Here is a 23,342-nt window from a genome sequence, read left to right on the forward strand (position 1 = left end):
GCAATTGACTGCTACAAATTGTATGCTCATCAGTCTGCAAAATCCTTTGGTTAAGCAGCTACGTAAGCTGCGTTCTGCTAAGGAACGGCAAGAACAAGGATTATTCTTATTAGAAGGAACGCACCTCATTCAAGAGGCTTGTCGAGTAAAATACCCTTTAGAGACAGTGTGTTGTACTCCGGAGTGGCAAAGTAGCAACCAGTCGCTATGGCAACAAGCTTCACAGCAAGCAAATCGCACAGAAGTTGTTAGTGTAGAGGTTTTGAAAGCGATCGCTACAACAGTACAGCCTGATGGTATTGTCGCCACAGCACACCGCAGTTCGCATCACACACAAATACCGTATGGTGGTTTAGCATTAGCTTTAGAAAACATACAAGATCCAGGCAATGTGGGTACAATCATTCGCACGGCTACTGCTGCTGGTGCTAGTGGATTATGGCTGAGTGCAGACAGCGTAGATATGTACCATCCCAAAGTGTTAAGAGCGACAGCAGGACAATGGTTTCGCTTCCCAATCGCAGTGACTCCTAATTTAAGGACAACTATTCAAGAATGTCAGCAGGCAGGTATGCAAATTGTGGCAACTCTTGCAGATGCACAGTTAACTTATTGGGAGGTCGATTGGCTGCGTCCTAGTGTCATTTTGCTAGGAAATGAAGGTGCAGGGTTATCCGCCCAAGCCATAGCCCAAAGCGATCTTTGTGTAAAAATTCCGCAAAGTGCTGAAGTTGAATCTTTGAATGTGGCGATCGCAGCGGCTTTAATGTTGTACGAAGCACAACGTCAAAAAATATTTTCCACAACGCAATAAAGCTGTATTGCGGCACGTGCTTGCGAATAAGTCGCAATATCTACTTCTTTAGTTGTTTTTTTCCAAAAAGTTTACTTGGCAAGATAAGCATAATCATTTTCAATAAGTTATAGGGAAGACTTGCTGTCTGTCCTTACTGTGCTTAAAAGATTGGCTTATGATTCTAAAAATATAAAGTGAGAAATTTTCTTATCTAATCAAAAAGTGGAGGGGAATCAATTATAAGAATTAACTTTAACATAGTGCAACAACTTTGCAGCTGTAATTTAGAGTTTATGGCGTTGATAGCACGAGTAATCGTTGCGAACAACGGGCACTACGACCACATTTCAAGGCAGATTTGACTAACTATGCAAATTTCTAGAGGTATCACAGCTCATAAACCACCGTTGTTTTTACTGATTACAGGTGCAATCACTGCCGTTGCAATTGTGATTCCTTTAACGTATTTGGTGATTCGGACTGCGGGTGTAGGTGGGGAAGAACTAGCAGATTTACTTTTGCGCCCCCGAACTGTCACTGTATTAATCAATAGCGCAGGAATGGCAGCAGGAGTGACGTTATTTTCTGCCTTAATTGCCATTCCACTTGCTTTTTTAACAGTCAGGACGGATTTACCTTGGCGACGGTTTTGGTTAATTGTGACGACTCTCCCTTTAGCAGTACCGAGTTATGTAGGTAGCTTCGCCTTGATTGCAGCGTTTGGACCACGCGGAAGCTTGTTACAACTATTACTAGAACCATTGGGAGTGCAAGAGCTACCGAGCATTTATGGTTGGTTTGGCACGATTTTAGCCATTACTTTATTTACTTACCCGTATATTTTATTGAGTGTACGTGCGGGATTACACGGAATTGATCCTGCTATGGAAGAAGCCGCACGGAGTTTGGGATATAGTAAAAGAGCAACCTTTTTTCGCGTCCTCTTGCCACAGTTGCGTCCTTCAATAGTTGCAGGTTCACTTTTAGTGGCGTTGTACGCTTTACGAGATTTTGGCACACCCTCACTCATGCGGTTTGATGCATTTACACGAGTCATCTTTCTGCAATATAGGTCGAGTTTTAACCGCAATTTAGCCGCTGCACTAGCTTTAGTTTTAGTTGTCTTAGTGTTAGGAATTTTGTGGTTAGAAAATAAGGCGCGATCGCGTGCTCGGTATTACAGTCGTCGTGCTTCCCGACGTGCTTCACAAGTAAAACTGGGATATTGGAAGCTTCCAGCACTTTTGTTTTGCACAGCTATCACTCTGATTGGTTTAGTATTACCAGTTGGTGTAGCTTTGTTTTGGTTGATACGAGGCTTAACGGTTGGTGGTGGAGATGCCGTTAATTTAGCTCAAGATATGGTGCAACCCGCACTTAACTCAATTTGGGCATCTGGGTTAGCTGCGATCGCTGCAACAATTTGTGCTTTACCAGTAGCAATTTTGGCAGTGCGCTTTCCTAGCCGTATAACTGCTATAATTGAGCGTTGTAGCTACATCGGCTTTGGACTACCAGGAATTGTTGTCGCGTTATCACTTGTATTTCTAGGTGCTAACTATCTTCCTTGGATATATCAAACTGTACCAATTTTGGTTTTTGCCTATTTAGTCTTATTTTTACCGCAATCTGTCGGCACGGTACGTAGTTCGCTGCTTCAGGTAAACCCACAACTCGAAGAATCTGCTCAAGTTTTAGGTAGAACTCCGTGGCAGACTTTGCGAGAAATTACCTTACCACTCGTCCGCCCAGGAATATTAAGTGGGTCGATGTTGGTATTTTTGACTGCAATTAAGGAGTTACCAGCAACATTATTACTTGCGCCAATTGGCTTTTCAACACTTGCAACCAAGATTTGGACTGCAACAGAAAATGTTGCTTTTAGCGATGCAGCAGCAGCAGCATTGACGATGTTGTTAGTTTCCTTTGGAACAACTTTATTTATGCTTTCTCAAGAGCAATAGCAGGAGGTTAATTGAGTTTCATGGAGCAGGAGCAAGTAATTCTTCGTATAGATGGCATAACTAAACAGTTCCACCAAACACCAAAACCAGCTGTTGCGAATGTCAGTTTCAGTCTTCTTCAAGGAGATTTACTCGGTTTATTAGGTCCCTCAGGTTGTGGCAAAACAACTTTATTACGGTTAATTGCTGGGTTTGAGCGTCCGCAATCGGGAAGAATCGAAATAGCTGGAAAAACTGTCGCAGGCGGGCATTGGATACCTCCAGAACAGCGTTCAGTGGGAATGGTATTTCAGGACTACGCGCTGTTTCCACACTTAACAGTCGCTGAGAATATTGGGTTTGGCTTGCGGTATAGTAAAAAATGCAGCGATCGCGTCGATAAACTGACAGAACTTGTTGGGTTAGCAGGATTAGAAAAACGCTATCCGCATGAATTATCTGGTGGACAACAGCAGCGGGTTGCTTTAGCAAGAGCCTTAGCACCAGAACCAGCTCTGATTTTATTAGATGAACCGTTGAGTAATCTTGATGTACAAGTACGTTTACGCTTGCGCGAGGAGTTGCGGGAAATTTTAAAAGCAACAGGAATTTCGGGCGTTTTTGTCACTCACGACCAAGAAGAAGCCCTAGCGATCGCAGATCAAGTTGCTGTCATGCGTCAAGGAAAAATAGAGCAGTTAGGCTCACCAGAAGACGTTTATACTCATCCACAAACACGCTTTGTTGCAGAGTTTGTCACGCGGGCAAACTTCCTTCCAGCTAAACGTATTGGGCAATTGTGGGAAACAGAAATTGGTTGTTTTAAAGTAAAAAAAGAGTCAGCAGACAAGGAAGTAGGAGACTTGATGATTCGCGAAGAAGATTTGATCTTACAGCGTGCTGATAATGCTCCTGTCATTATTCACACTCGGAGATTTCTAGGGCGCGAATACCGCTATTGTTTGCAAACTTCATCTGGTAAAAGATTGCACGCACGCACATCTGCAGAAATTGTTTTACCTGTAGGAACGCGAGTTGAGTTAGCGGTTGCAGAGCAAGCAATTCGATTTTTTCCCCATAAAGACATTTCGGACAATTTAGTGATGAATTCTTGTGGGTAGTGCTCAAGATGTAATGATGGAGAAGTAGAGTTTCTTGCTGTTCTCCTCCCATGCCAGCTTGCCCTATTTGTGCATCTTCCCAGACGGTCAAGAACGGTCGCATCCACAACGGGAAACAACGGTTCAAATGCCAGAACTGCGGACGACAGTTCGTTGAACAACCGACCAAAAAAGTGATTGACTCTGCCACACGAGAACTGGTTGACCGATTGCTTCTAGAACGGATTTCTCTAGCTGGAATTGCCCGTGCCGCCCAAGTTTCTGAACAATGGTTACAAACCTACGTCAATGAGAAATATGCTCTTGTGCCCCGAAGTGTGCAGGTAACACCCAAAAAAAGGGGAGCTTAACGATTCAGTGTGACGAGTTATGGTCATTTGTGGACAACAAAGGGAACAAGCAATGGGTCTGGTTAGCTCTTGATGCAGACACTCGTGAGATTGTTGGCGTTTACATCGGCGCACGTGATGAAACTGCAGCCCGAAAATTGTGGGCATCCTTGCCTGCGGTCTATCGCCAATGTGCAATTGCCTATACAGACTTTTGGGCGGCGTATGTGCTAGTTCTACCGAGCCAGCGGCATCGAGCGGTCGGAAAGGAAACAGGCTTTTGCAGCTACATTGAGCGATTCAACAACACCTTGAGACAACGCGTGTTGAGGCTGGTGCGAAAAACCTTGTCCTTCTCAAAATCGTTGGAGAATCACATTGGTGCCATCTGGTATTTCATCCATTACTACAATGCATCATTACTTATGTAGCACTACCTAAAACTAACTTGCATCTGATTTTTTCACGCGGATGTCTCACCGTACTCTTCTAAGCTGCTTCGCCTTTAAAACTCTGACATCGTGGTACACAGCTAAGGTAACATAGAGAAATCGGAATATCATTTACTAGATGCGCTTCGTCAGTAAATACCCCTAATTGCCCCGCCGGCTGTTGCTGGAAAAATTCTCTCTATATTGCCATAGAATAGCTGCTTGTCAGACAAATGTGAAACGACTCTTGGACTAGAAAAATAGTGCTAATCACTAGTGACGCCGGAAGTACTACCAAATTACTTGACCAGTATCAGTACATTGGTACTCTACCACAATTTTCATCGCAGTTATCTCACTATCTATTAGATCGAGGGCAAACTTTATTTGGTCGCATTGGATGTTCTCGATTCATCTCCTTTAATAAGTTATCAACACAGCAGAAAACAGTAATTGATTTGCTCTTCAGTAGAAAAGATTATTCTTACTGAAGATGGACACAGTTGTACTTTTTAGCAGCATACAGTGGGTTTTTCCTTTGAGTTAACTTAGTTGCACATTACGTTACTTAGCTTGTATTTACTACTTATCATCATCAACCTACTATTGCATAAGTTACTCTCAAGCTGAGAATCTTATCTTGACAGTACCACTCATATCTGCCGCATAATGCTGACCATCAACAAACTTAATTCCTACTACTGTGTTTGCTCAACTACAACAATTAGCTCTTGACTAACTGAAAAGTAATTTGGATGAAATTATCTAACTTTGGAGATATTTAAAACATTTGTAGTTGATAGTCACAATTCTCGAACAGAATTAGCATATATAAGTATTTCTACTGAACCTCAGGCTCAATACAGGTTTTGGCAACAACGCACCAAGAATTATTCGCTAATTTTAGGTCAAGATAAGCACGTTTTTCAGCTCTAGTGCGTAGCGCATCACCCATCTATCAAATTATTATTAAATAGACTGATAATCCTTATTTGCACATTATTTCTTGGAAATAGCAGCATAGTATCAAATATTACAATTAGTAACGAACACATAAGAGGACTATTTCCGGTTAAAAGTGCTGGCATTTAAACAAAGATTGAGCACTTATTAATGTGCCATGGTTGATTTTCTCTCAGTGAGTTGTTTCAGCCTATAATTTTCGGTAACACAACCAACTTGAGAGCTTCGTAGTTGTATTAATGCTAAATTTAAGCATTGACCTAATGCGTTTGTGTATGACTTTATATCAATTTTGTAACTATAGGTCTAAATGCAAATTTTGAGTAAAGCTACGATTAGGCTTCGGACGTTTAAAAGACTTGAGCATAAGATAGATGCAGTTAAGAAGATATAAATAACACAATTAATAAAAAACACTATCTCTAAGCTATATATTATATTTGAAACGTTTTACTTCTTAGGCAATTTAGCTATAGATTTTTAGAGTTTTTGGCTACTGTGTATTTACTTAAGTCAAGAAGATATCAACTTGATTAATTCTTCCTATCTGTACATCTACTGAATTTTAATATAGTTATAATATTATTGACTTATATATATTTTTTCACTTTTTCTGCTTTTTAATAACTTCATTTTTATAAAATTTCTTATTTAAAAATCTTAGTTAAAAGTTTATTTTTAATATTTATTCAATATAATGAGTTCCATAAAAAAATAAATAGTTTAGCAAAAATAAAGATTACATTTTAGAAAAAAATATATGCATACAAGAGAGTTAATTATCAAGGCAGGTCGTACTGAAAGCCAGTATTGGAAAGATCTGTGGAAATATAGAGAGCTATTTTACTTTCTTGCTTGGCGTGATATTTTGGTGCGTTACAAGCAAACGATTATTGGCATGGCATGGGCATTGCTCCGCCCGTTCTTAACAATGATTGTATTTAGCATTGTGTTTGGTCAACTGGCAAAGCTTCCTAGTGAAGGTAGTACGCCGTACCCAATTCTCGTTTATGCTGCTATGTTACCTTGGCAGTTTTTCTCTGGTGCGCTTACAGAATGTAGTAATAGCTTAATTAGTAACGCTAACTTACTTTCCAAAGTGTACTTTCCGCGTTTGATTATACCAACTAGTGCTGTAATTGTCAGCTTCGTTGATTTTATGATTTCTGGCATAATTTTGTTGGGATTGATGGCATGGTACAACTTTGTTCCTGATTGGCGAATTTTAACTTTGCCATTGTTTATTGCGATTGCTTTTGCAGCATCAATGGGTGCAGGATTGTGGCTAGCAGCATTAACTGTAGAGTATCGAGATTTTCGCTACGTGGTACCGTTTATTGTTCAGTTTGGTTTGTATATTTCGCCAGTAGGTTTTAGCAGTAAGATTGTTCCCGAACAGTGGCGCTTACTATATTCACTCAACCCAATGGTAGGGGTAATTGACGGTTTCCGTTGGGCAATCTTGGGTAGTGAATCGCAGATATATGTACCTGGATTTGCCCTGTCTTTAGCTTTAGTGGCAGTGCTGCTGTGGAGTGGTATTTTATACTTCCGCAAAGTGGAACGTACCTTTGCTGACGTGATTTAGAGAGGAGTTAGGTAAATGTCAAATTCAATAATTCAGGTTGAGAATCTAAGTAAGAAGTACGTTCTTGCACATCAGAAAGAAGGCAATGTTCGTTACAAAACATTGCGTGAGGCAATGACCAATACTACAACATCCCTAGTCGGTGTTTTAACACCTCTTACCAAAAAGGAAACTCATCAAACTCGAGAAGAGTTTTGGGCTTTGAAGGAAGTTTCTTTTGAGATTAAACAAGGTGAAGCAGTTGGGATTATTGGACATAATGGCGCAGGAAAGTCAACGCTATTAAAACTTCTGAGCCGTATCACCGAACCTACTACAGGAAGCATAGCTGTTAGAGGGCGAGTAGCAAGTTTATTAGAGGTAGGGACAGGATTTCACCCAGAACTAACTGGAAGAGAAAACATTTACCTCAACGGTTCTATTTTAGGAATGAGTAGAACTGAAATTAAGCAAAAATTTGATGAAATTGTTGCCTTTGCTGAAGTAGAGAAGTTTTTAGACACCCCTGTAAAGCGCTACTCTTCTGGAATGTATGTGCGCCTTGCTTTTTCAGTTGCAGCCCACTTAGAACCAGAAATTTTAATTGTAGATGAAGTACTAGCAGTAGGCGATTCGACATTTCAAAAGAAATGTTTGGGAAAAATGGGTGATGTGGCAACGAAAGAAGGACGAACAGTCTTGTTTGTTAGTCACAGCATGCAAGCGATCGCTCAGTTAACTAAGCGTTGTGTACTCCTTTCCAAAGGTGGCGTTCAATTTGATGGTTGCACAGATAAAGCTATGCAGTTGTACATTGCTGGGCAAAAATCTGCTGACGAACAACCAGCTTATTATCAAGCGCCTTCCAACAAAACAGGCAACTATGTAGCTTGGGTACGGGCACATACTTCTGAGGAACAAGGAGTCCATTGCTGGGGCAAATCTATTACTTTTGAGTTTGCTCTAAACGTCACTAATCCACATCAAAGCTTATGTTTCTCTTTTCAAGTAGTAGATGAACTACAACAACCTATTTGTATTTTCTGGTTTTTCGATTCTCAAGCTCCTTTCCGTAAAGAAGCAGGAACTTTCATCCTGCGTTGCGAGATACCAAAGCTAAGGCTTTATATGGGTTCATACACCTTAACTACATGGTTGTCTGAGCGTTCCAGTAATACCCTGTTGGAAAACCTGACTAATATTTGCCCGTTTGAAGTGACTATGCATGGTACCAAACGAGAAGAATATGAATGGCAATCTAATGAATGCACATATCTAGAAGATGCTGTTTGGAAAACAACATCTTACGAAAATATATAGAGATGCTTAGAGACCACAGTATTCATACCAGTAACAAGGTAGTAAAAAATGCCAATTAAAGATGACGTGAAACTAGGCAGTAACGTTAAGATTTTTCATCCCAATTTGGTTAACCTCTATGGTTGCACAATTGAAGACGAAACTAAAATTGGCACCTTTGTAGAGATTCAAAAAAATGTTGTAATTGGATCTCGGTGTAAAGTGTCATCCCATACCTTTATTTGCGAAGGCGTGGTTATAGAAGACGAAGTGTTTGTTGGTCATGGAGTTATGTTTACCAATGACCTTTATCCTCGCGCTACTAATGAAGATAGCAGCCTGCAAACAGAGGTAGATTGGTCTGTCATAGAAACTCGAGTGAAGCGCCGTGCCTCTATTGGTAGCAACGCTACCATCCTACCAGGAGTCACAATTGGCGAAAATGCCATAGTTGGAGCTGGGGCTGTAGTCACGTACAACGTTCCTGATTATACAACTGTAGTAGGAGTTCCTGCTCGGATCATAGGTAATGTTCATAACGCACGCGAACGCAGAGATCTCAGTTTATTGAAGTCATAGAGATAGTGCGTTAGTTAAGTAAGGAAATAATTTGGATCTAATTTATACACATTAAGTTATACGAGTTGTTGCAAAACAAGTATATTCAACAGAATGGATAGACAAATTGATACTAACAAATTTCTGATAGCTCAAGCTCAAACAACTGGGCAGACATTATTTACAAATCAAACACCGCAAGCCTCAGGTAAGACTGACGGCATTCCCTACGAACTAGGGATGAAGTTTCAAACTACCAAGGCAGGTCAGATTACTGCAATTCGTTATTGGAAATCATCCAGCGAGACTGGCACTCACGTTGGCAAAATCTGGTCGTCAACAGGTTCTTTGTTAGCAAGTGTAACTTTCGCGAATGAAACAGCCTCAGGTTGGCAACAGCAGGCTCTCAGTGCACCACTAAATATTCAAGCTAATGCAACCTACGTAGTAAGTGTCAATGTCAATCTCTATTACCCCATAACACAGAATGGATTCGCAAGTTCAGTTGTCAATGGAGATCTCAACTCTGTTGCTGACGGCAACAATGGAGTTTACAACACTAATCCAGGCTCTTTCCCAACTAGTTCCTGGCAAAACAGCAACTATTACCGCGACATAGTCTTCGTTGCTGGTAATAATTCTTCTCCCCCTCCTTCTTCAACCTCTAATGGGCAGACTGTTTTTACAACTCAGGTACCGCAAATTTTAAATGAGACTGATGGCGTTCCTTACGAACTGGGAATGAAATTCCGCAGTACCAAGGCAGGTTACATTACTGCGATTCGTTATTGGAAAGCATCTAGTGATACTGGCGTTCATGTTGGTAAAATCTGGTCATCAAAAGGTTCTCTGTTAGCAAGTGTTGCTTTCTCAAATGAGACAGCCTCGGGTTGGCAACAGCAGGCTCTCAGTACACCACTGAATATTCAAGCTAATACAACCTACGTAGTGAGTGTCAACATCAATAGCCACTACGTTGCTACTAATAATGGATTGACAGGCTCAGTGATCAATGGAGACCTCAGCTCAGTTGCGGACGGCAACAATGGAGTTTTCGGTAATTCAGGTTCTTTTCCAACTAATTCTTGGCGGAACAGCAACTATTTTCGTGATGTAGTCTTCACTGCTGGCAACTTTCCCACTATCACTAAAACGAGTGGCGACAATCAAAGTGGTACAGTGGGAACTACTTTGTCTAACCCATTGATTGTTCAAGTCAAAGACGGTGCTGGCAATCCCCTATCAGGCGTTACAGTCAACTTTGCAATTGTTGGTGGAGATGGTAGAGTTTCACCCACTACTGCTGTAACTAACACCAACGGTCAGACAAGCACAACACTGACTCTAGGGACAGCATCTGGTGCAACAAACACTGTAAATGCGACAGCCTCTAACATAGGCAGTGTCATCTTTAGTGCTAGAGCTAATCCAGCAAATCCTAACCCCATTTATTTAGAAAACCTAAATCCTGGCACAACTAACTGGAAGCTTGTCAACCGAGCCAGTGGCGAGATTGCTGGCTATGCCTCAGCAACTAGTGTGAATAAGGGAGGATCGCTAGATATCAAGGTTTCTCTTGGAAAAGCTGGACAATTTACCATCGATGTGTATCGGTTGGGCTATTATGGCGGCACAGGAGGCAGGCTAATGGCAAGCAGTGGTTTGCTTAACGGCAAAACCCAACCTGCCTGTACTCTAGATCCCAATACCCGCTTGGTTGAGTGTAACTGGGCAACTTCCTACGTTCTACAAGTAGCCAATAACTGGACTAGCGGTCTGTATGTAGCCAAGCTAACTGACCAGGCAACAAGCAAAGTGGCACACGTGTGGTTTGTCGTTCGCGATGATAGCAGCACTGCTGATATTCTGTTCCAGAGTGCAGTGTCTACTGTTCTGGCTTATAACACTACAGGAGGTTACAGCTTATACAGCTTTAATAGCGTTGGCGGTCAACGGGCTTTCAAAGTTTCCTACGATCGACCCTTTTCCCAAGCAAGCTTTCAAGAGTCTTACGAGGCTGACACGCCATTGCGATGGGAATACAACATGATCCGTTGGCTGGAATCTCAAGCTTATAATGTCACCTACACCGACAATATGCAAGTCCATGCCAATGGACAAAAATTGCTTAATCACAAAGTATTTCTGTCTGTGGGTCACGATGAGTACTGGTCTAAAGAAATGCGCGATACTGTTGAAACCGCTCGCAATGCCAAAATCAATCTAGGATTTTTCTCTGCTAATACTTGTTATTGGCGAGTCAGGTTTGAAAATTCCACTCCTGCTGCTGGTCAAGTGAAGCCCAACCGAGTAATGGCGTGCTACAAACAAGACTGGTCATTAGATCCAGTCGCTCAGCAACAGGGGTCATCAGCAGCTACTAATAAATTCCGCAGCGTTCAGAACAAGCGACCAGAAAACGCCTTGTTAGGGGTTATGTATGGTAGCGATACACCTAATATCTACGGTGGATTCAATTATGTCGTCACCAACAGCAGCGATCCTTACTATGCAAACACAGGTTTGCAAAATGGAGATCAACTGAGTTTGTTAGTGGGATATGAATGGGATTTCATTGTTAATAATGGTTCTACTCCTCCTGGTCTTGTCACCTTGTCTCAATCAACAGTTCAGCCTGCTAACTTATTACCAGACTTTGATGAACCGCCTGGAGAACGTGCCCTTCCTTCTAATCAAGATTTCACTAAAGCTCACTCAGTTCGCTACACGGCTAGTAGTGGAGCTAAAGTCTTTGCCTCTGGAACTATTCAATGGGCATGGGGGCTAGACAGCGATGGAGTCAGCCCAGCGCGAGAAGATGTTCGCGTCAAGCAAATAACTGTCAATATCTTGGCAGACATGGGAGCCAAGCCTCAATTTCCAGATAACAACGTAATTGTTCCTTAAAGATTACACATATGAATTTAAGACTAAAACGGAGACGATTTGGTAAATTAGCGCTAGCTAGTGCTGCAACAACTGTGCTCTCCAACATTGCAACCAAAACCTTTGCGCAACAGCCACCACTAACTATTTATGGTGTGCGCCTTACTCCAGCTAGTAGCAGAATCACAGAAGATCTAGCTGATGCCTCAACAGCTAATAAAACTCCAGGAATCATCTTACAAGCTGTAAATTTAGTACAAAATCAGGAAGTATTAACTACTGAAATTGCTGAACAGTTTGTTCAAAATCAACAGGAAACTACTGAGACAATAAATAAAGCTTTTGTGATTAAAAAGCCTTCTGAACGGGTAACTGGTTTCACTGCGTTATCAAATGGAACATTTATTGTTGCCGTCTCAGCAGCTACTAGAAAGGGTGATTTTAGTCGCTTCATACTTTTCAATGAAGATGGTAAGAGATCTGCGCCAAAAGGCTTGAAAGCTAAAAAAATTAAAAAGAAAAACACAGTTGAAAGTTTGTTGGCAATCCAAAACGACCAGCTCCTCAGTGTTGTTAGCTTAAACCAAGGTCAACCGCCTTTTGAACTGGCAGTTATTAATTTCAGATCGGGTCAAGTAGACTCTGGTGCTTCTTTCGGTCTACCAGACATACCATCAAATCATCGGTTCAGCAATCTCGCTCAATCTGCAGATGGCAGAATTTATGCTACTACCATGGACTCTGAAGGTGTCCCAATTCTAGTGCAGTTAGATCTGCAAAACAAATCTCCAATCACTGGGAGAGGCAAGATTATTAAGCTAGTGCAATTGAGCTTCAATGACAGACTATTGAAAAGTGACTTAGCGAGTCTAGCTTTCTCTCCATCCGGTCAACTGTTTGCGCTTGCCAATCTCACTTCTGAAGGAACTAACTCTCTGTTTATAGTCGATCTGAAAACTGGAGAGATGAAGTTACTTAGGAAATTTGCAGTTGACAAGATTGCTTTTAAAAAAGTGTAGAAACTGTGAGTGAATTTCTCGCAACCATTGTTATTTCGCTATCAATTAACTCTTAATAAATTTACTTGCATAGGTTGTACTTCAATGACAAATATTAGCGATCGCGCAAAAGCAGGTTTTGATACAAGTATTTACCCATATTCAGTAATTTCCTCGAATAAGCAAAGCCCAGCTCACACAATCAATATTGGTGTCATCGGTTATGGCTACTGGGGACCTAATTTAGTCCGTAGTTTTGCTGGTATACCAGGAGCAAGAGTTGTAGCAGTTAGTGATTTTAACGTAGAAAGGCTGGCTAAGGTGCAGTCGCGGTATCCAGCTATGAAAGTGACTACAAATAGTCACGATCTATTTGCAGACTCACAGATCGATGCTATTGCGATCGCTACACCAGTTTCTACTCATTTTGATTTAGCCCTAGCAGCATTGCAAGCTGGTAAGCACGTATTAGTAGAAAAACCGATGACTGTTAACTCCCAGCAGGCTATAACACTGATCGAGGAGGCAAAAGGGCGTAATTTAGTGCTGATGGTAGATCATACCTTTGTTTATACAGGCGCCGTACGTAAGATGCGAGAATTGGTCGCCACTAGAATAGTAGGTGACATTTATTACTACGATTCCGTACGTGTCAACTTAGGATTATTCCAGCATGACGTTAATGTGCTCTGGGATTTAGCAGTACACGACCTTTCCATTATGGATTATGTATTGCAATTGGAGCCTTATGCTGTTTCTGCTACAGGTATCAGTCACGTTCCTGGTGAACCAGAAAATATTGCCTACCTAACGTTGTTTTTTGAGAATAACTTGATTGCACATATTCATGCGAATTGGCTAGCACCAGTCAAAGTCCGTCGCACGCTACTCGGTGGCAGTCAAAAAATGGTCTGCTATGACGACTTAGAGCCGAGTGAAAAAGTCAAGGTATACGACAAAGGAATTACAGTCAATGGCAGCTCTGAGAAGGTGTATCAGATGCTAGTTGGTTACCGTACAGGTGACATGTGGGCACCAAAGTTGGATATGACAGAAGCATTGCAGACTGAAGCATTACACTTCATTCATTGCATTCAACAAGGCGATCACCCGATTACAGATGGGGAAGCGGGACTGCGAGTAGTCAAGATTCTAGAAGCTGCTACTCAGTCGATGAAAAAGCAAGGTGGATTAGTTGAATTAAATACAGCAAGGTTAGCAGCATGATTCCATTTGTAGATTTAAAAGCTCAGTACAACAGTATTAAAGACGAAATTAATACCACCGTTTTAAAACTATTAGAAAGCACTCAATTTGTTTTAGGAGATGAGGTAGCTGCGTTTGAAAAAGAGTTTGCAGCTTACTGCGATGCTGATTATGGTATTGCTGTCAACACAGGTACTAGCGCCCTCCACTTAGCATTATTAACAGCTGGAGTGGTTCCTGGTGATGAAGTTATTACTACACCTTTCACCTTTGTTGCTACTGTAGCAGCGATTGGTTACACTGGTGCGACGCCTGTTTTTGTCGATATTGATCCTGTCTCTTACACAATAGATGTTACGCAGATTGAACAAGCAATAACTGAACGCACAAAAGCAATTCTACCTGTACATTTGTACGGTCAACCCGCAGATATGGAGCCGATCTTGGCGATCGCTCGCCGTTACGGTTTGATTGTCATTGAAGATGCTGCACAAGCACACAGGGCTGAGTACAAAGGACAGCGCGTTGGTAGTATCGGTGAGTTGGGATGTTTTAGTTTTTACCCTGGCAAGAATTTGGGTGCTTACGGTGAAGGGGGCATGGTTGTCACCAATAATCCTGAGTACGCTTGTACCATCAAAATGTTGCGTGACTGGGGACAAGAACGCAGATATCATCACGTTCTTAAAGGCTATAACTACCGCATGGAAGGTTTACAAGGAGCCATTTTGCGGGTGAAGTTACCCCACTTAGATAAGTGGACTGAGGCTCGTAGAACACATGCAGCACAATATGACAAACTCTTGCCCTCAGGTGTGAAAACTCCGACTGTAATGCCCTATAGTCATCATGTTTATCACGTCTATGCAGTGCGATCGCAACAACGCGACAGACTACAACAAAGACTACAAGATCAGGGCATTCAAACAGGCATTCATTATCCTATTCCTGTACATTTGCAACAGGCTTATGCCGAGCTAGGATATCAACCTGGTGACTTTCCTGTTGCGGAAGCGGTAGCAAATGAGGTGCTTTCGCTACCGATGTACCCTGAACTTCCTCAAGAGCATTTAGAAACCATTATTGCAGCAGTGCGTGAGAGTATCTAATGATACTAGCTACAAATAGAACGATCAAAGCTGTACACGGCGCACAAGAACTGAAGCTAGATCCAGAATTTGAAGTGGGAACAGCAGAGTATTTACGCCAGCATTATAGTAACAACGGATTAAGTGAGTTGTACAGTCGCTTTGCTACAGGTGAGGGAAATTTTGATACACTAATGCGACGAATTATTTGGCGGGCAATGGCACGTCAATTTGGAAATAGCGTTCACATTGGTAGCGGTGTAGGGTTTAAGCATTTAGAAACCTTTGAAATTGGCAATCAAGTGTTTATTGGGTCACAAAGCTATATTCAAGGGCGGTTTGATGGTCACTGTGTCATTGGTAACTATGTCTGGATTGGTCCTCAAAGTTATTTTGATGCCCGTGACTTAATTATTGAAGATTATGTAGGCTGGGGACCAGGAGCGAAAGTACTGGGTTCAACTCATACAGGATTGCCAGTCGATCTTCCAATCATTCAAACAGACCTTGAAATTAAGCCAGTAAGAATCGAATCAGGAGCCGACATTGGAGTGAATGCAGTTATTCTTCCTGGGGTAACTGTTGGCAAAGGCAGCATTGTTGGGGCTGGAGCAGTTGTGACTAAGGATGTACCACCGTTCGCTGTTGTAGCCGGTGTCCCTGCTCGGTTTCTACGTTGGCGAGAAGGATATGAACCATCAGAAAATATTACGGAAAATATAGAAGATGCAGAATAGTCGAGTACTAATTACAGGTGGTGCAGGTTTGGTCGGCTCTTACATTGCCGATCTGCTGGTCAAGGAGGGAGTTGCTGAGATCATTATCTTAGATAACTTCACGCGCGGTCAGCGTGACAACCTAGCTTGGGCACAAGAACACGGGCATTTAGTCATTGTTGAAGGTGACATTCGCGATCGCCAACTTCTTGCCGACGTAATGCAAGGTGTAGATATCGTCTTTCATCAAGCTGCAATCCGCATCACCCAATGCGCTCAAGAACCGCGCCTTGCGTTGGAAGTTCTAGCTGATGGTACTTTCAATGTTTTGGAAGCAGCAGTAAACGCTAAAGTCAAGAAGGTAGTTGCTGCGTCCTCCGCCTCAATCTACGGCATGGCTGAGGCATTTCCTACCACTGAATCGCACCACCCTTACAACAACCGCACGATTTACGGTGCAGCGAAAACTTTTAATGAAGGCTTATTACGCAGTTTCTACGACATGTACGGATTGGACTACGTAGCCTTGCGGTACTTCAACGTATACGGTCCTCGCATGGATATTTATGGCGTTTACACCGAAGTCCTAATTCGTTGGATGGAACGCATCATTGCAGGTCAGCCACCACTAATTTTTGGTGATGGCAAGCAAACAATGGATTTTGTCTATATTGAAGATATCGCTAGGGCAAACATCTTAGCTGCTAAAGCCGATGTAACAGATGAAGTCTTTAATATTGCTAGCGGTGTGGAAAGCAGTTTGAACGATCTTGCCTACAGTTTGGCTAAGGTGATGGGGTCAGATTTGCAACCAGAATATGGATCTGAGCGTAAAGTCAATCCCGTGCAGCGTCGGCTGGCAGATATTCGTAAAGCAAAGGACTTGTTGGGTTTTGAAGCACAGGTATCTCTAGAAGAAGGGTTGTTTCAGTTAGTCAATTGGTGGCGCGAACAAAAGCTGGCGAAGGAAATAAGCAATGTCTGAACAAATACAAATTCCAGTTGCTAAACCTTGGATGGGCAAATTAGAAGCAGAGGCAGCAGGACGTGCGATTATGTCTGGTTGGGTAACTCAAGGACCGGAAGTTGCAGCTTTTGAGCAAGAGTTTGCAACTTATGTAGGAGCAAAGTATGCCTGTGCTGTCTCCAATTGCACTACAGCTTTGCATTTAGCTTTGTTAGCTGTGGGTGTGCAGCCACAAGATGAGGTAATTACTGTCAGTCACTCTTATATTGCCACTGCAAATAGTATCCGCTACTGTGGTGCTAAGCCTGTATTTGTGGATATCGAACCGCAGACATACAATATTAATCCGGTGTTAATTGCAGATGCGATTAGCGATTCCCTTCGGGATAGCTCCGCTTCACGCACTCGTGCCATTCTCGTCGTCCACCAAATGGGAATGCCTTGCGACCTGAAAGCAATTTTGGACGTTGCCCGTCGCTATAATCTGCCAGTGATTGAAGATGCAGCCTGTGCGATTGGTAGTGAAATCTTTTGGAATGATGAGTGGGAGAAAATCGGCAAACCGCATGGGGATATTGCTTGCTTTTCCTTTCACCCCCGCAAGGTAATTACTACTGGTGATGGAGGGATGATTACTACGAATAATCCTGAATGGGACAAACAGTTTCGTCTCTGGCGACAACACGGGATGAGTGTCCCTGATACCATCCGCCACGGTGCGAAACAGGTAATCTTTGAGTCTTACCCGATGCTAGGCTACAACTACCGGATGACCGATATCCAAGCAGCAGTTGGACGAGAGCAGCTGAAACGCCTACCAGAAATTGTGGAGCGTCGCCGTTTTCTAGCTGAGCGATACCAAGAAAAACTATCAGACGTACCTGGATTGAAACTACCAACCCAGCCAAGTTGGGCAAAAAGCAACTGGCAGAGTTACTGTGTCCGTTTACCGGAACAGTGCGACCAAATACAAGTCATGCAAGCGATGCTGGATACGGGAATTTCTACGCGACGCGGGATTATGTGCGCTCACCTTGAAGAGGCATATCAAACTGAAGCTTGGTCTTGTGGTCGCGATCGCCTAACTGAAAGCGAACAAGTGAGCGATCGTGCCATCATTTTACCGCTTTTCCATCAAATGACTGAGGTAGAACAAGATCGGGCGATCGGGGTTTTGAGAACTGTTTGTCGGATTTAAATATATTGCTGACCAAAGCCGAGCGGAATTTAGCAAAGAAATTATATGACAAAATTAGCTAATGATACACTCAGCCTTTGGCAAGAAGAAGGCAGCCAACTCATTCAACAAAATTTAGAAGTATTTCGCAACCTAGTTACTCAGGCAAAAGATTTTGTAGATCGTGACAAGTATGACATGGCGGCTGTCTATGGAGAAATGGCAGCTACCTATGCCAGCGGAAAACATTGTGGTCTTTTCGTCAGCTGGGAACTGGAGCGTATTCTCCTATCAATTGGCAAAAAAGCACTACGTAGTAACACTTATTCAAGTGAAAACTGTTCTTCGCACGCAATGCCAAAGAAGGTTCTACACGTTGCGACATCAATGAAATCTATCGGCGGGCATTCTAGAATGCTATGGCGTTGGATTCAACAAGATACTGAACGTTCTCACTCTCTTGTTTTAACACGGCAAGCACCAACTGTAGTACCAAATCTCTTAAAAGAGGCTGTGTCAAATAGTGGTGGTAGGATATACCAGTTAAACACAAGAATTGGCAGTATTATTTCTTGGGCAAAGCAGCTACGTAAAATAGCTATTAATGCCGATCTAGTTGTATTGCATACTCATAGCTCTGATGTTATCCCAATTATTGCCTTCTCAGACAAAGAACGGCTTCCACCAGTTATTTTAATAGATCATGCCGATCATCTTTTTTGGCTAGGAGCAAGTGTTAGTGATATTGTTGTTGGTCTTCGTGAGTCAGGGATGCGCTTAGCACAAGAGCGTAGACATATAGAACCAAAGCGAAATGTGTTACTTCCTATCATTTTAGAACCAACTCAAAGAGTGCTTTCTCGTGCAGAAGCAAAGCAACAACTAGGTATTCCTAAAGAGAGCATTTTACTTCTCTCTATTGCTAGAGCAGTAAAGTACAAAACAATTGACGGCATTAGCTTTGCAGATGCACATGTGCCATTGCTACAACAACACCAGCAAGCCATCTTGGTTGTTATTGGTCCTGGAGAGAGGGAAGATTGGTCAGAGGCAATTCAACTAACTCAGGGAAGAATCAAAGTTCTCAGTGAAACTGAATATACGAGAGTATTTTATCAAGCTGCTGATATTTATGTTGATTCATTCCCATTTGTCTCAAATACTTCACTACTGGAAGCCGGAAGCTACGGCGTTCCCCTAATTAGTCGTTATCCTTACTCTTCAGATGCGTGTGGTGTTCTGGGTGCGGATATGCCTGGTCTGACTGGCAATCTCGTATGCGTGCGTAACCTTGAAGAATATACAGCAACTCTCTCACAGTTAGTTGAAAATACAGAATTTCGCTTAGGTTTGGGAGAAGCAACTCGCAACAAAATTGTAGAAACACACTGCGGTGATGGTTGGCAACGTTCTTTAAACAATGTCTATTCTTGTATTGCTACTTTAGCTAAAGTTTCTTCAATTGCTAATTTAGAAGACAAAATCGCTTTAAGCGAGCTAGATGTTTTTCTACCAAAGGTACACGATATTGATATTGATGATGACAAGTTAATTCAATGGCATATGTCATTAATGCCCACGATTGAAAGGCTATTTTACTGGTTTAACTTACTCAAAAAAAATAGTTTACGTCAAAATCCACTCAATCTTTTAGCACCTGAATGGTTGCGATCGCGCTACTATTTACTACGATCGCACTATTCTTGATTAGTGCCTAATTAGTTATCTTATTGTTCAAAAAAATTAGATATTCCTACAATTTTCATGCTTAAAGATACTTATAAATTAATTACTAAAACTCGTATAAATACTCTTCAAGTAAATTCCCCCATAGTTGTTGTTTGTGCAGCTGATGATAAATATGCTATGCCTTTATCAGTAACAGCTCGTTCTCTACTTGCAAATCTTAGCAACGATTACAGCATCCTTTTATTTGTTATTGATGGAGGAATTAAGAAAAAAAATAAACAAAAAATCTTAGAAACACTAAGTGGAGAGAACTGCGAAGTCAGGTTTATACCTAGACCTGAGCAATTCGCTAAAAGACTTGAGGAAGCATACAGATACACAATCACAGAAGGTCAAGCAAAGAAGTATATTTCTATCGCACAATACTACAGAATCTTTATCGCTGACCTCTTACCTGAACAGATTAAGAAGGCTATTTACTTGGACTGCGATTTAGTAATTAACGAAGATTTAAGCCAACTTTGGCAAACTGATTTAGGAGAAAATTATGTACTAGCGGCACAAGATACATGGATACATTCTGTATCAGCTAACAACGGGCTTCTAAATTATCAAGAGTTAGGAATTGATTCAAATGCCAAATATTTTAATTCAGGTGTTCTTGTCATTAATCTCGAAAAATGGCGAAGGGGAAAAATCTCTACTAAAGCGATAGAGTATCTTAATCATTACAAAGAATATATACTTTATGGCGATCAAGATATTTTAAATGCACTATTTACAGACCAATGGGGCGAACTTGATCCTCAATGGAATGTGACTGCCAGAGTATATGAGTACTCTGGTTGGGAAGAAAGCCCATATCCAGAAAATATTTACAATAATCTCATTCAAAACAAACCTTATATCATTCATTTTGTCTCAGGTGAAAAACCCTGGAACTCTCGCAATGTTCCACTAGCAGAACATTTCTTTCATTACATAGATATGACTACATGGTCAGGCTGGCGATTCACATTTTGGAGAGAACTTTGGTTGAAATTAGTTTATAAATTTCGTAAAGCTATTTCTATAGTTGGTATTTACACAACTAATTAGCATGAGTAGCCTGAAATTGCTTAAATACTAGCCTGATAACGAATTTTAAAACGTAAAAGTTAACAGAGAAGAACATTTATTTCATTAAAACTTAGATAACATGAAAGTTGATAATTTAAATAGTGAACTAAAAGCAAAAACTGTTGTAGAAAGTGAGCCGATTGCTATCGTGTGTGCTGCTGATAATAAGTATGCAATGCCTCTTGCAGTCACAATGTGTTCTGTAATTGAAAATCTGAATAAGAATCGTAAAGTAGTTTTTTTTATCATTGATGGAGGAATTCATAATACTAATAAGCAAAAAATTTTAAAATCTCTAGTTTTAGAAAACTGTGAAGTTAATTTTTTATCACTATCTGATTCTTTACTCCATCATGTTAAAGAAGTGCATCAACCACTAGAGTCAGAAACTGTAACAATAAAAGCAGACTATGTTTCGATTACCTCATTTTATAGATTACTCATTCCTCTACTCCTTCCCAACGAATTTGAAAAAGCAATTTATTTAGATTGCGACTTAGTTGTCAGAGGCGACTTGGGAGAACTATGGCAAGCTGATATAGGGGATAATTACGTACTAGCAGCGCAAGATTCATGGATACCTTATGTATCCAGTCCTACAGGAAGGCTAAATTATCAAAAACTCGGACTCAATACACAGTCTAAGTATTTCAACGCAGGAGTACTTGTTATTAATCTCAAAAAGTGGCGTGAAGATCAACTCACTGCTAAAGCCATAAAGTATTTTAAGCAAAATTTAGAGTATGTTGGCTGGTACGATCAAGGAATCCTAAATGCGCTTCTCGCAGGTCAATGGGGTGAAATTGAGCCTAGATGGAATTGTTCACCTAGCAGTGTTTATAGTTATTCTTCTTGGCAGGATAGCCCATTTTCAGAAGAAGATTACTATAATCTCATTCACGATCCTTATATCATTCATTTCGTATCAGCTAAAAAACCTTGGAACTCGCGCCATACATTACTTAAAGAATATTTCTTTCAATATGTAGATATGACAGCTTGGTCAGGTTGGAGATTGACGATTTGGAGACGACTCTGGCTTCGGTTAGTTCGTGAATTTCGTCAGGTTATATCTGTAATTCAATAACTATGGCTGTTTTGAATTATTTAAATCTTACATACAAAGAGTTTATGAAACTAGCGTACGTAACGACTTACAATGCGCAAGCTTTAAGTGGCTACAACGAATGGGCTGGATTGGGCTATTACATTGCTAAAGCTCTTAAAAACCAATCTGATCTCGAATATATTGGACCTTTGAAGGATAGATTGTTCCTAAAAGCTGTAAGTAAATGTAAGCGTCATTATTACAAACTTTTGGGAAAAGATTATGTATTAGAACAATTGATTTTGAAGGATTACGCGAGACAAGTTTCTCAAAAGTTATCTAAGGTCAAAGCTGACATTGTATTTAGTGCAACAACAAATCCAATTACTTATCTTGAATGCAACCAACCAGTTGTGTTCTGGGCAGATGCTACTTTTGCGAATTTATTAGATTTTTACCCTCAATATAGTAATCTCTGTGAAGAGTCAGTCAAGAACGGGCATTTGATGGAGACTATTGCTTTACAGAAATCTAAACTAGCAATTTACTCATCTGAATGGGCAGCTAAAACAGCTATTGAGCATTACAATGCAGAACCAAGCAAGGTGAAAGTCGTACCTTTTGGAGCCAATGTCGAAAGTAATCAAACTTTTGAGGAAATTAAAAATTTAATTGAATCTAAACCAACAAATAAGTGCAACTTGCTATTTTTAGGGGTTGATTGGCATCGCAAAGGAGGAGATGTTGCTTTAGAAGTAGCAAAAAGGTTGAATCAACTAGGTTTAAATACAGAACTAACAGTAGTTGGTTGCCAACCTCCTGTGAAAGGCACTCTACCTAACTTTGTTAAGCCTCTCGGTTTTATTAGTAAATCTACTTATGAAGGCAAAAAGAAAATATATCAGCTTCTTGCTGACTCTCATTTCTTAATTCTACCTTCGCTTGCCGATTGTACACCTATTGTTTTTTGTGAAGCCAATTCATTAGGTGTACCTTGTATATCTACCCAAGTTGGTGGTATTCCAACAATGATAAAGGCTGGTGTGAATGGTAATATCTTTAAAATTGATGGTGATATTACTGAATACTGTGACTATATTTATCGCTTATTTCTCAATTACAAAGAATACAAAAACTTAGCACTTTCTGCCTTTAATGAATATCAATCTCGCCTAAATTGGTCAGTAGCTGGCAAGACCGTTAATAGTCTGCTAAATCAATTATAGCTTAAAACTAGTATATCAAAGCGCTCTGTTTCTATAGCAGGACTCTAAGGACACTTCGCAAACCTAAGGTTCAAAGCTAAAAGCAAGTTACAGCCTATTGCAAGTTTATGAGGTACAGTAAGAGGAGTACACAAATGAAGTCTAATGAAACCGTACTCGCTCGACTTGCGAGAAAAAATAGTTAAGGCATACACACAAGGTGACACCTCAATCAG

At 41.0% G+C, this 23,342-nt stretch carries 18 protein-coding genes; all 18 read left to right on the top strand.

Annotation, left to right across the window (positions count from 1 at the left end):
• The first annotated feature begins 22 nt into the window (after window positions 1–22).
• The 18 genes from IQ230_RS02815 to IQ230_RS02900 all read left to right on the top strand — a co-directional run bounded on the left by IQ230_RS02815 (window position 23) and on the right by IQ230_RS02900 (window position 23,127).
• Window positions 23–814 carry a TrmH family RNA methyltransferase gene (locus IQ230_RS02815; RefSeq protein ID WP_193930548.1) on the top strand — a complete coding sequence of 264 codons (792 nt, stop codon included), beginning with the start codon at window positions 23–25 and terminating at the stop codon, window positions 812–814.
• Between the two features lie 350 nt (window positions 815–1,164).
• Window positions 1,165–2,760: an ABC transporter permease gene (locus IQ230_RS02820; RefSeq protein WP_193930550.1), complete on the top strand. Its 1,596-nt coding sequence runs from the start codon at window positions 1,165–1,167 to the stop codon at window positions 2,758–2,760.
• A 20-nt stretch (window positions 2,761–2,780) separates the two neighbouring features.
• Complete coding sequence (locus IQ230_RS02825) at window positions 2,781–3,860, top strand: ABC transporter ATP-binding protein (RefSeq protein WP_193930552.1); 1,080 nt, start codon at window positions 2,781–2,783, stop codon at window positions 3,858–3,860.
• 50 nt (window positions 3,861–3,910) lie between these two features.
• Window positions 3,911–4,620, top strand: a protein-coding gene (locus IQ230_RS02830; protein ID WP_422615185.1) for an IS1 family transposase whose coding sequence is annotated in 2 segments (ribosomal slippage) — window positions 3,911–4,201 and window positions 4,204–4,620 — 708 coding nt in all. Because the reading frame shifts where the segments join, the coding sequence is not laid out codon by codon here.
• A gap of 1,723 nt (window positions 4,621–6,343) precedes the next feature.
• Window positions 6,344–7,171 carry an ABC transporter permease gene (locus IQ230_RS02835; RefSeq protein ID WP_193930554.1) on the top strand — a complete coding sequence of 276 codons (828 nt, stop codon included), beginning with the start codon at window positions 6,344–6,346 and terminating at the stop codon, window positions 7,169–7,171.
• A 15-nt stretch (window positions 7,172–7,186) separates the two neighbouring features.
• Window positions 7,187–8,470, top strand: coding sequence for an ABC transporter ATP-binding protein (locus tag IQ230_RS02840; RefSeq protein ID WP_193930556.1), 1,284 nt, complete (start codon window positions 7,187–7,189; stop codon window positions 8,468–8,470).
• 48 nt (window positions 8,471–8,518) lie between these two features.
• Window positions 8,519–9,028, top strand: coding sequence for an acyltransferase (locus IQ230_RS02845; protein WP_193930558.1), 510 nt, complete (start codon window positions 8,519–8,521; stop codon window positions 9,026–9,028).
• A gap of 93 nt (window positions 9,029–9,121) precedes the next feature.
• Entirely contained in the window at window positions 9,122–11,914 is a 2,793-nt protein-coding gene (locus IQ230_RS02850; RefSeq protein WP_193930560.1) for a N,N-dimethylformamidase beta subunit family domain-containing protein, read from the top strand.
• Between the two features lie 11 nt (window positions 11,915–11,925).
• Complete coding sequence (locus IQ230_RS02855) at window positions 11,926–12,912, top strand: TolB-like translocation protein (protein WP_193930562.1); 987 nt, start codon at window positions 11,926–11,928, stop codon at window positions 12,910–12,912.
• Between the two features lie 84 nt (window positions 12,913–12,996).
• Entirely contained in the window at window positions 12,997–14,118 is a 1,122-nt protein-coding gene (locus IQ230_RS02860) for a Gfo/Idh/MocA family protein (RefSeq protein WP_193930564.1), read from the top strand.
• Window positions 14,115–15,206: a DegT/DnrJ/EryC1/StrS family aminotransferase gene (locus IQ230_RS02865; protein ID WP_193930566.1), complete on the top strand. Its 1,092-nt coding sequence runs from the start codon at window positions 14,115–14,117 to the stop codon at window positions 15,204–15,206. Before IQ230_RS02860 ends, IQ230_RS02865 begins: the two co-directional genes overlap by 4 nt.
• Window positions 15,206–15,922 (top strand): acyltransferase, encoded by a 717-nt coding sequence (locus tag IQ230_RS02870; RefSeq protein ID WP_193930568.1) that lies wholly within the window; start codon window positions 15,206–15,208, stop codon window positions 15,920–15,922. Before IQ230_RS02865 ends, IQ230_RS02870 begins: the two co-directional genes overlap by 1 nt.
• A complete protein-coding gene (locus IQ230_RS02875; protein WP_193930570.1) occupies window positions 15,912–16,886 on the top strand; it encodes an SDR family NAD(P)-dependent oxidoreductase in 975 nt (324 codons plus the stop codon). Before IQ230_RS02870 ends, IQ230_RS02875 begins: the two co-directional genes overlap by 11 nt.
• Window positions 16,879–18,066 (top strand): DegT/DnrJ/EryC1/StrS family aminotransferase, encoded by a 1,188-nt coding sequence (locus IQ230_RS02880; protein WP_193930572.1) that lies wholly within the window; start codon window positions 16,879–16,881, stop codon window positions 18,064–18,066. The genes IQ230_RS02875 and IQ230_RS02880 overlap by 8 nt, the downstream gene beginning before the upstream one ends.
• A 45-nt stretch (window positions 18,067–18,111) precedes the next feature.
• Window positions 18,112–19,752 carry a glycosyltransferase family 4 protein gene (locus IQ230_RS02885; RefSeq protein WP_193930574.1) on the top strand — a complete coding sequence of 547 codons (1,641 nt, stop codon included), beginning with the start codon at window positions 18,112–18,114 and terminating at the stop codon, window positions 19,750–19,752.
• A 57-nt stretch (window positions 19,753–19,809) separates the two neighbouring features.
• Window positions 19,810–20,832 (top strand): glycosyltransferase family 8 protein, encoded by a 1,023-nt coding sequence (locus IQ230_RS02890; RefSeq protein ID WP_193930576.1) that lies wholly within the window; start codon window positions 19,810–19,812, stop codon window positions 20,830–20,832.
• Window positions 20,833–20,932: 100 nt separating this feature from the next.
• The gene (locus tag IQ230_RS02895) at window positions 20,933–21,940 is read left to right on the top strand and encodes a glycosyltransferase family 8 protein (protein ID WP_193930578.1); all 1,008 of its coding nucleotides are present in this window, start codon (window positions 20,933–20,935) and stop codon (window positions 21,938–21,940) included.
• Between the two features lie 2 nt (window positions 21,941–21,942).
• Complete coding sequence (locus IQ230_RS02900; RefSeq protein WP_228054529.1) at window positions 21,943–23,127, top strand: glycosyltransferase family 4 protein; 1,185 nt, start codon at window positions 21,943–21,945, stop codon at window positions 23,125–23,127.
• Window positions 23,128–23,342: the final 215 nt, after the last annotated feature.

Origin of the sequence: Gloeocapsopsis crepidinum LEGE 06123, from assembly GCF_015207655.1 — a bacterium.
GTDB lineage: Bacteria > Cyanobacteriota > Cyanobacteriia > Cyanobacteriales > Chroococcidiopsidaceae > Gloeocapsopsis > Gloeocapsopsis crepidinum.

Coding starts and splice junctions, on each gene's coding strand:
- IQ230_RS02880 (WP_193930572.1), top strand. CDS start 16,879: ATGTCTGAACAAATACAAATTCCAGTTGCTAAACCTTGGATGGGCAAA.
- IQ230_RS02875 (WP_193930570.1), top strand. CDS start 15,912: ATGCAGAATAGTCGAGTACTAATTACAGGTGGTGCAGGTTTGGTCGGC.
- IQ230_RS02885 (WP_193930574.1), top strand. CDS start 18,112: ATGACAAAATTAGCTAATGATACACTCAGCCTTTGGCAAGAAGAAGGC.
- IQ230_RS02860 (WP_193930564.1), top strand. CDS start 12,997: ATGACAAATATTAGCGATCGCGCAAAAGCAGGTTTTGATACAAGTATT.
- IQ230_RS02850 (WP_193930560.1), top strand. CDS start 9,122: ATGGATAGACAAATTGATACTAACAAATTTCTGATAGCTCAAGCTCAA.
- IQ230_RS02870 (WP_193930568.1), top strand. CDS start 15,206: ATGATACTAGCTACAAATAGAACGATCAAAGCTGTACACGGCGCACAA.
- IQ230_RS02895 (WP_193930578.1), top strand. CDS start 20,933: ATGAAAGTTGATAATTTAAATAGTGAACTAAAAGCAAAAACTGTTGTA.
- IQ230_RS02900 (WP_228054529.1), top strand. CDS start 21,943: ATGGCTGTTTTGAATTATTTAAATCTTACATACAAAGAGTTTATGAAA.
- IQ230_RS02845 (WP_193930558.1), top strand. CDS start 8,519: ATGCCAATTAAAGATGACGTGAAACTAGGCAGTAACGTTAAGATTTTT.
- IQ230_RS02835 (WP_193930554.1), top strand. CDS start 6,344: ATGCATACAAGAGAGTTAATTATCAAGGCAGGTCGTACTGAAAGCCAG.
- IQ230_RS02815 (WP_193930548.1), top strand. CDS start 23: ATGCTCATCAGTCTGCAAAATCCTTTGGTTAAGCAGCTACGTAAGCTG.
- IQ230_RS02890 (WP_193930576.1), top strand. CDS start 19,810: ATGCTTAAAGATACTTATAAATTAATTACTAAAACTCGTATAAATACT.
- IQ230_RS02820 (WP_193930550.1), top strand. CDS start 1,165: ATGCAAATTTCTAGAGGTATCACAGCTCATAAACCACCGTTGTTTTTA.
- IQ230_RS02840 (WP_193930556.1), top strand. CDS start 7,187: ATGTCAAATTCAATAATTCAGGTTGAGAATCTAAGTAAGAAGTACGTT.
- IQ230_RS02855 (WP_193930562.1), top strand. CDS start 11,926: ATGAATTTAAGACTAAAACGGAGACGATTTGGTAAATTAGCGCTAGCT.
- IQ230_RS02825 (WP_193930552.1), top strand. CDS start 2,781: ATGGAGCAGGAGCAAGTAATTCTTCGTATAGATGGCATAACTAAACAG.
- IQ230_RS02865 (WP_193930566.1), top strand. CDS start 14,115: ATGATTCCATTTGTAGATTTAAAAGCTCAGTACAACAGTATTAAAGAC.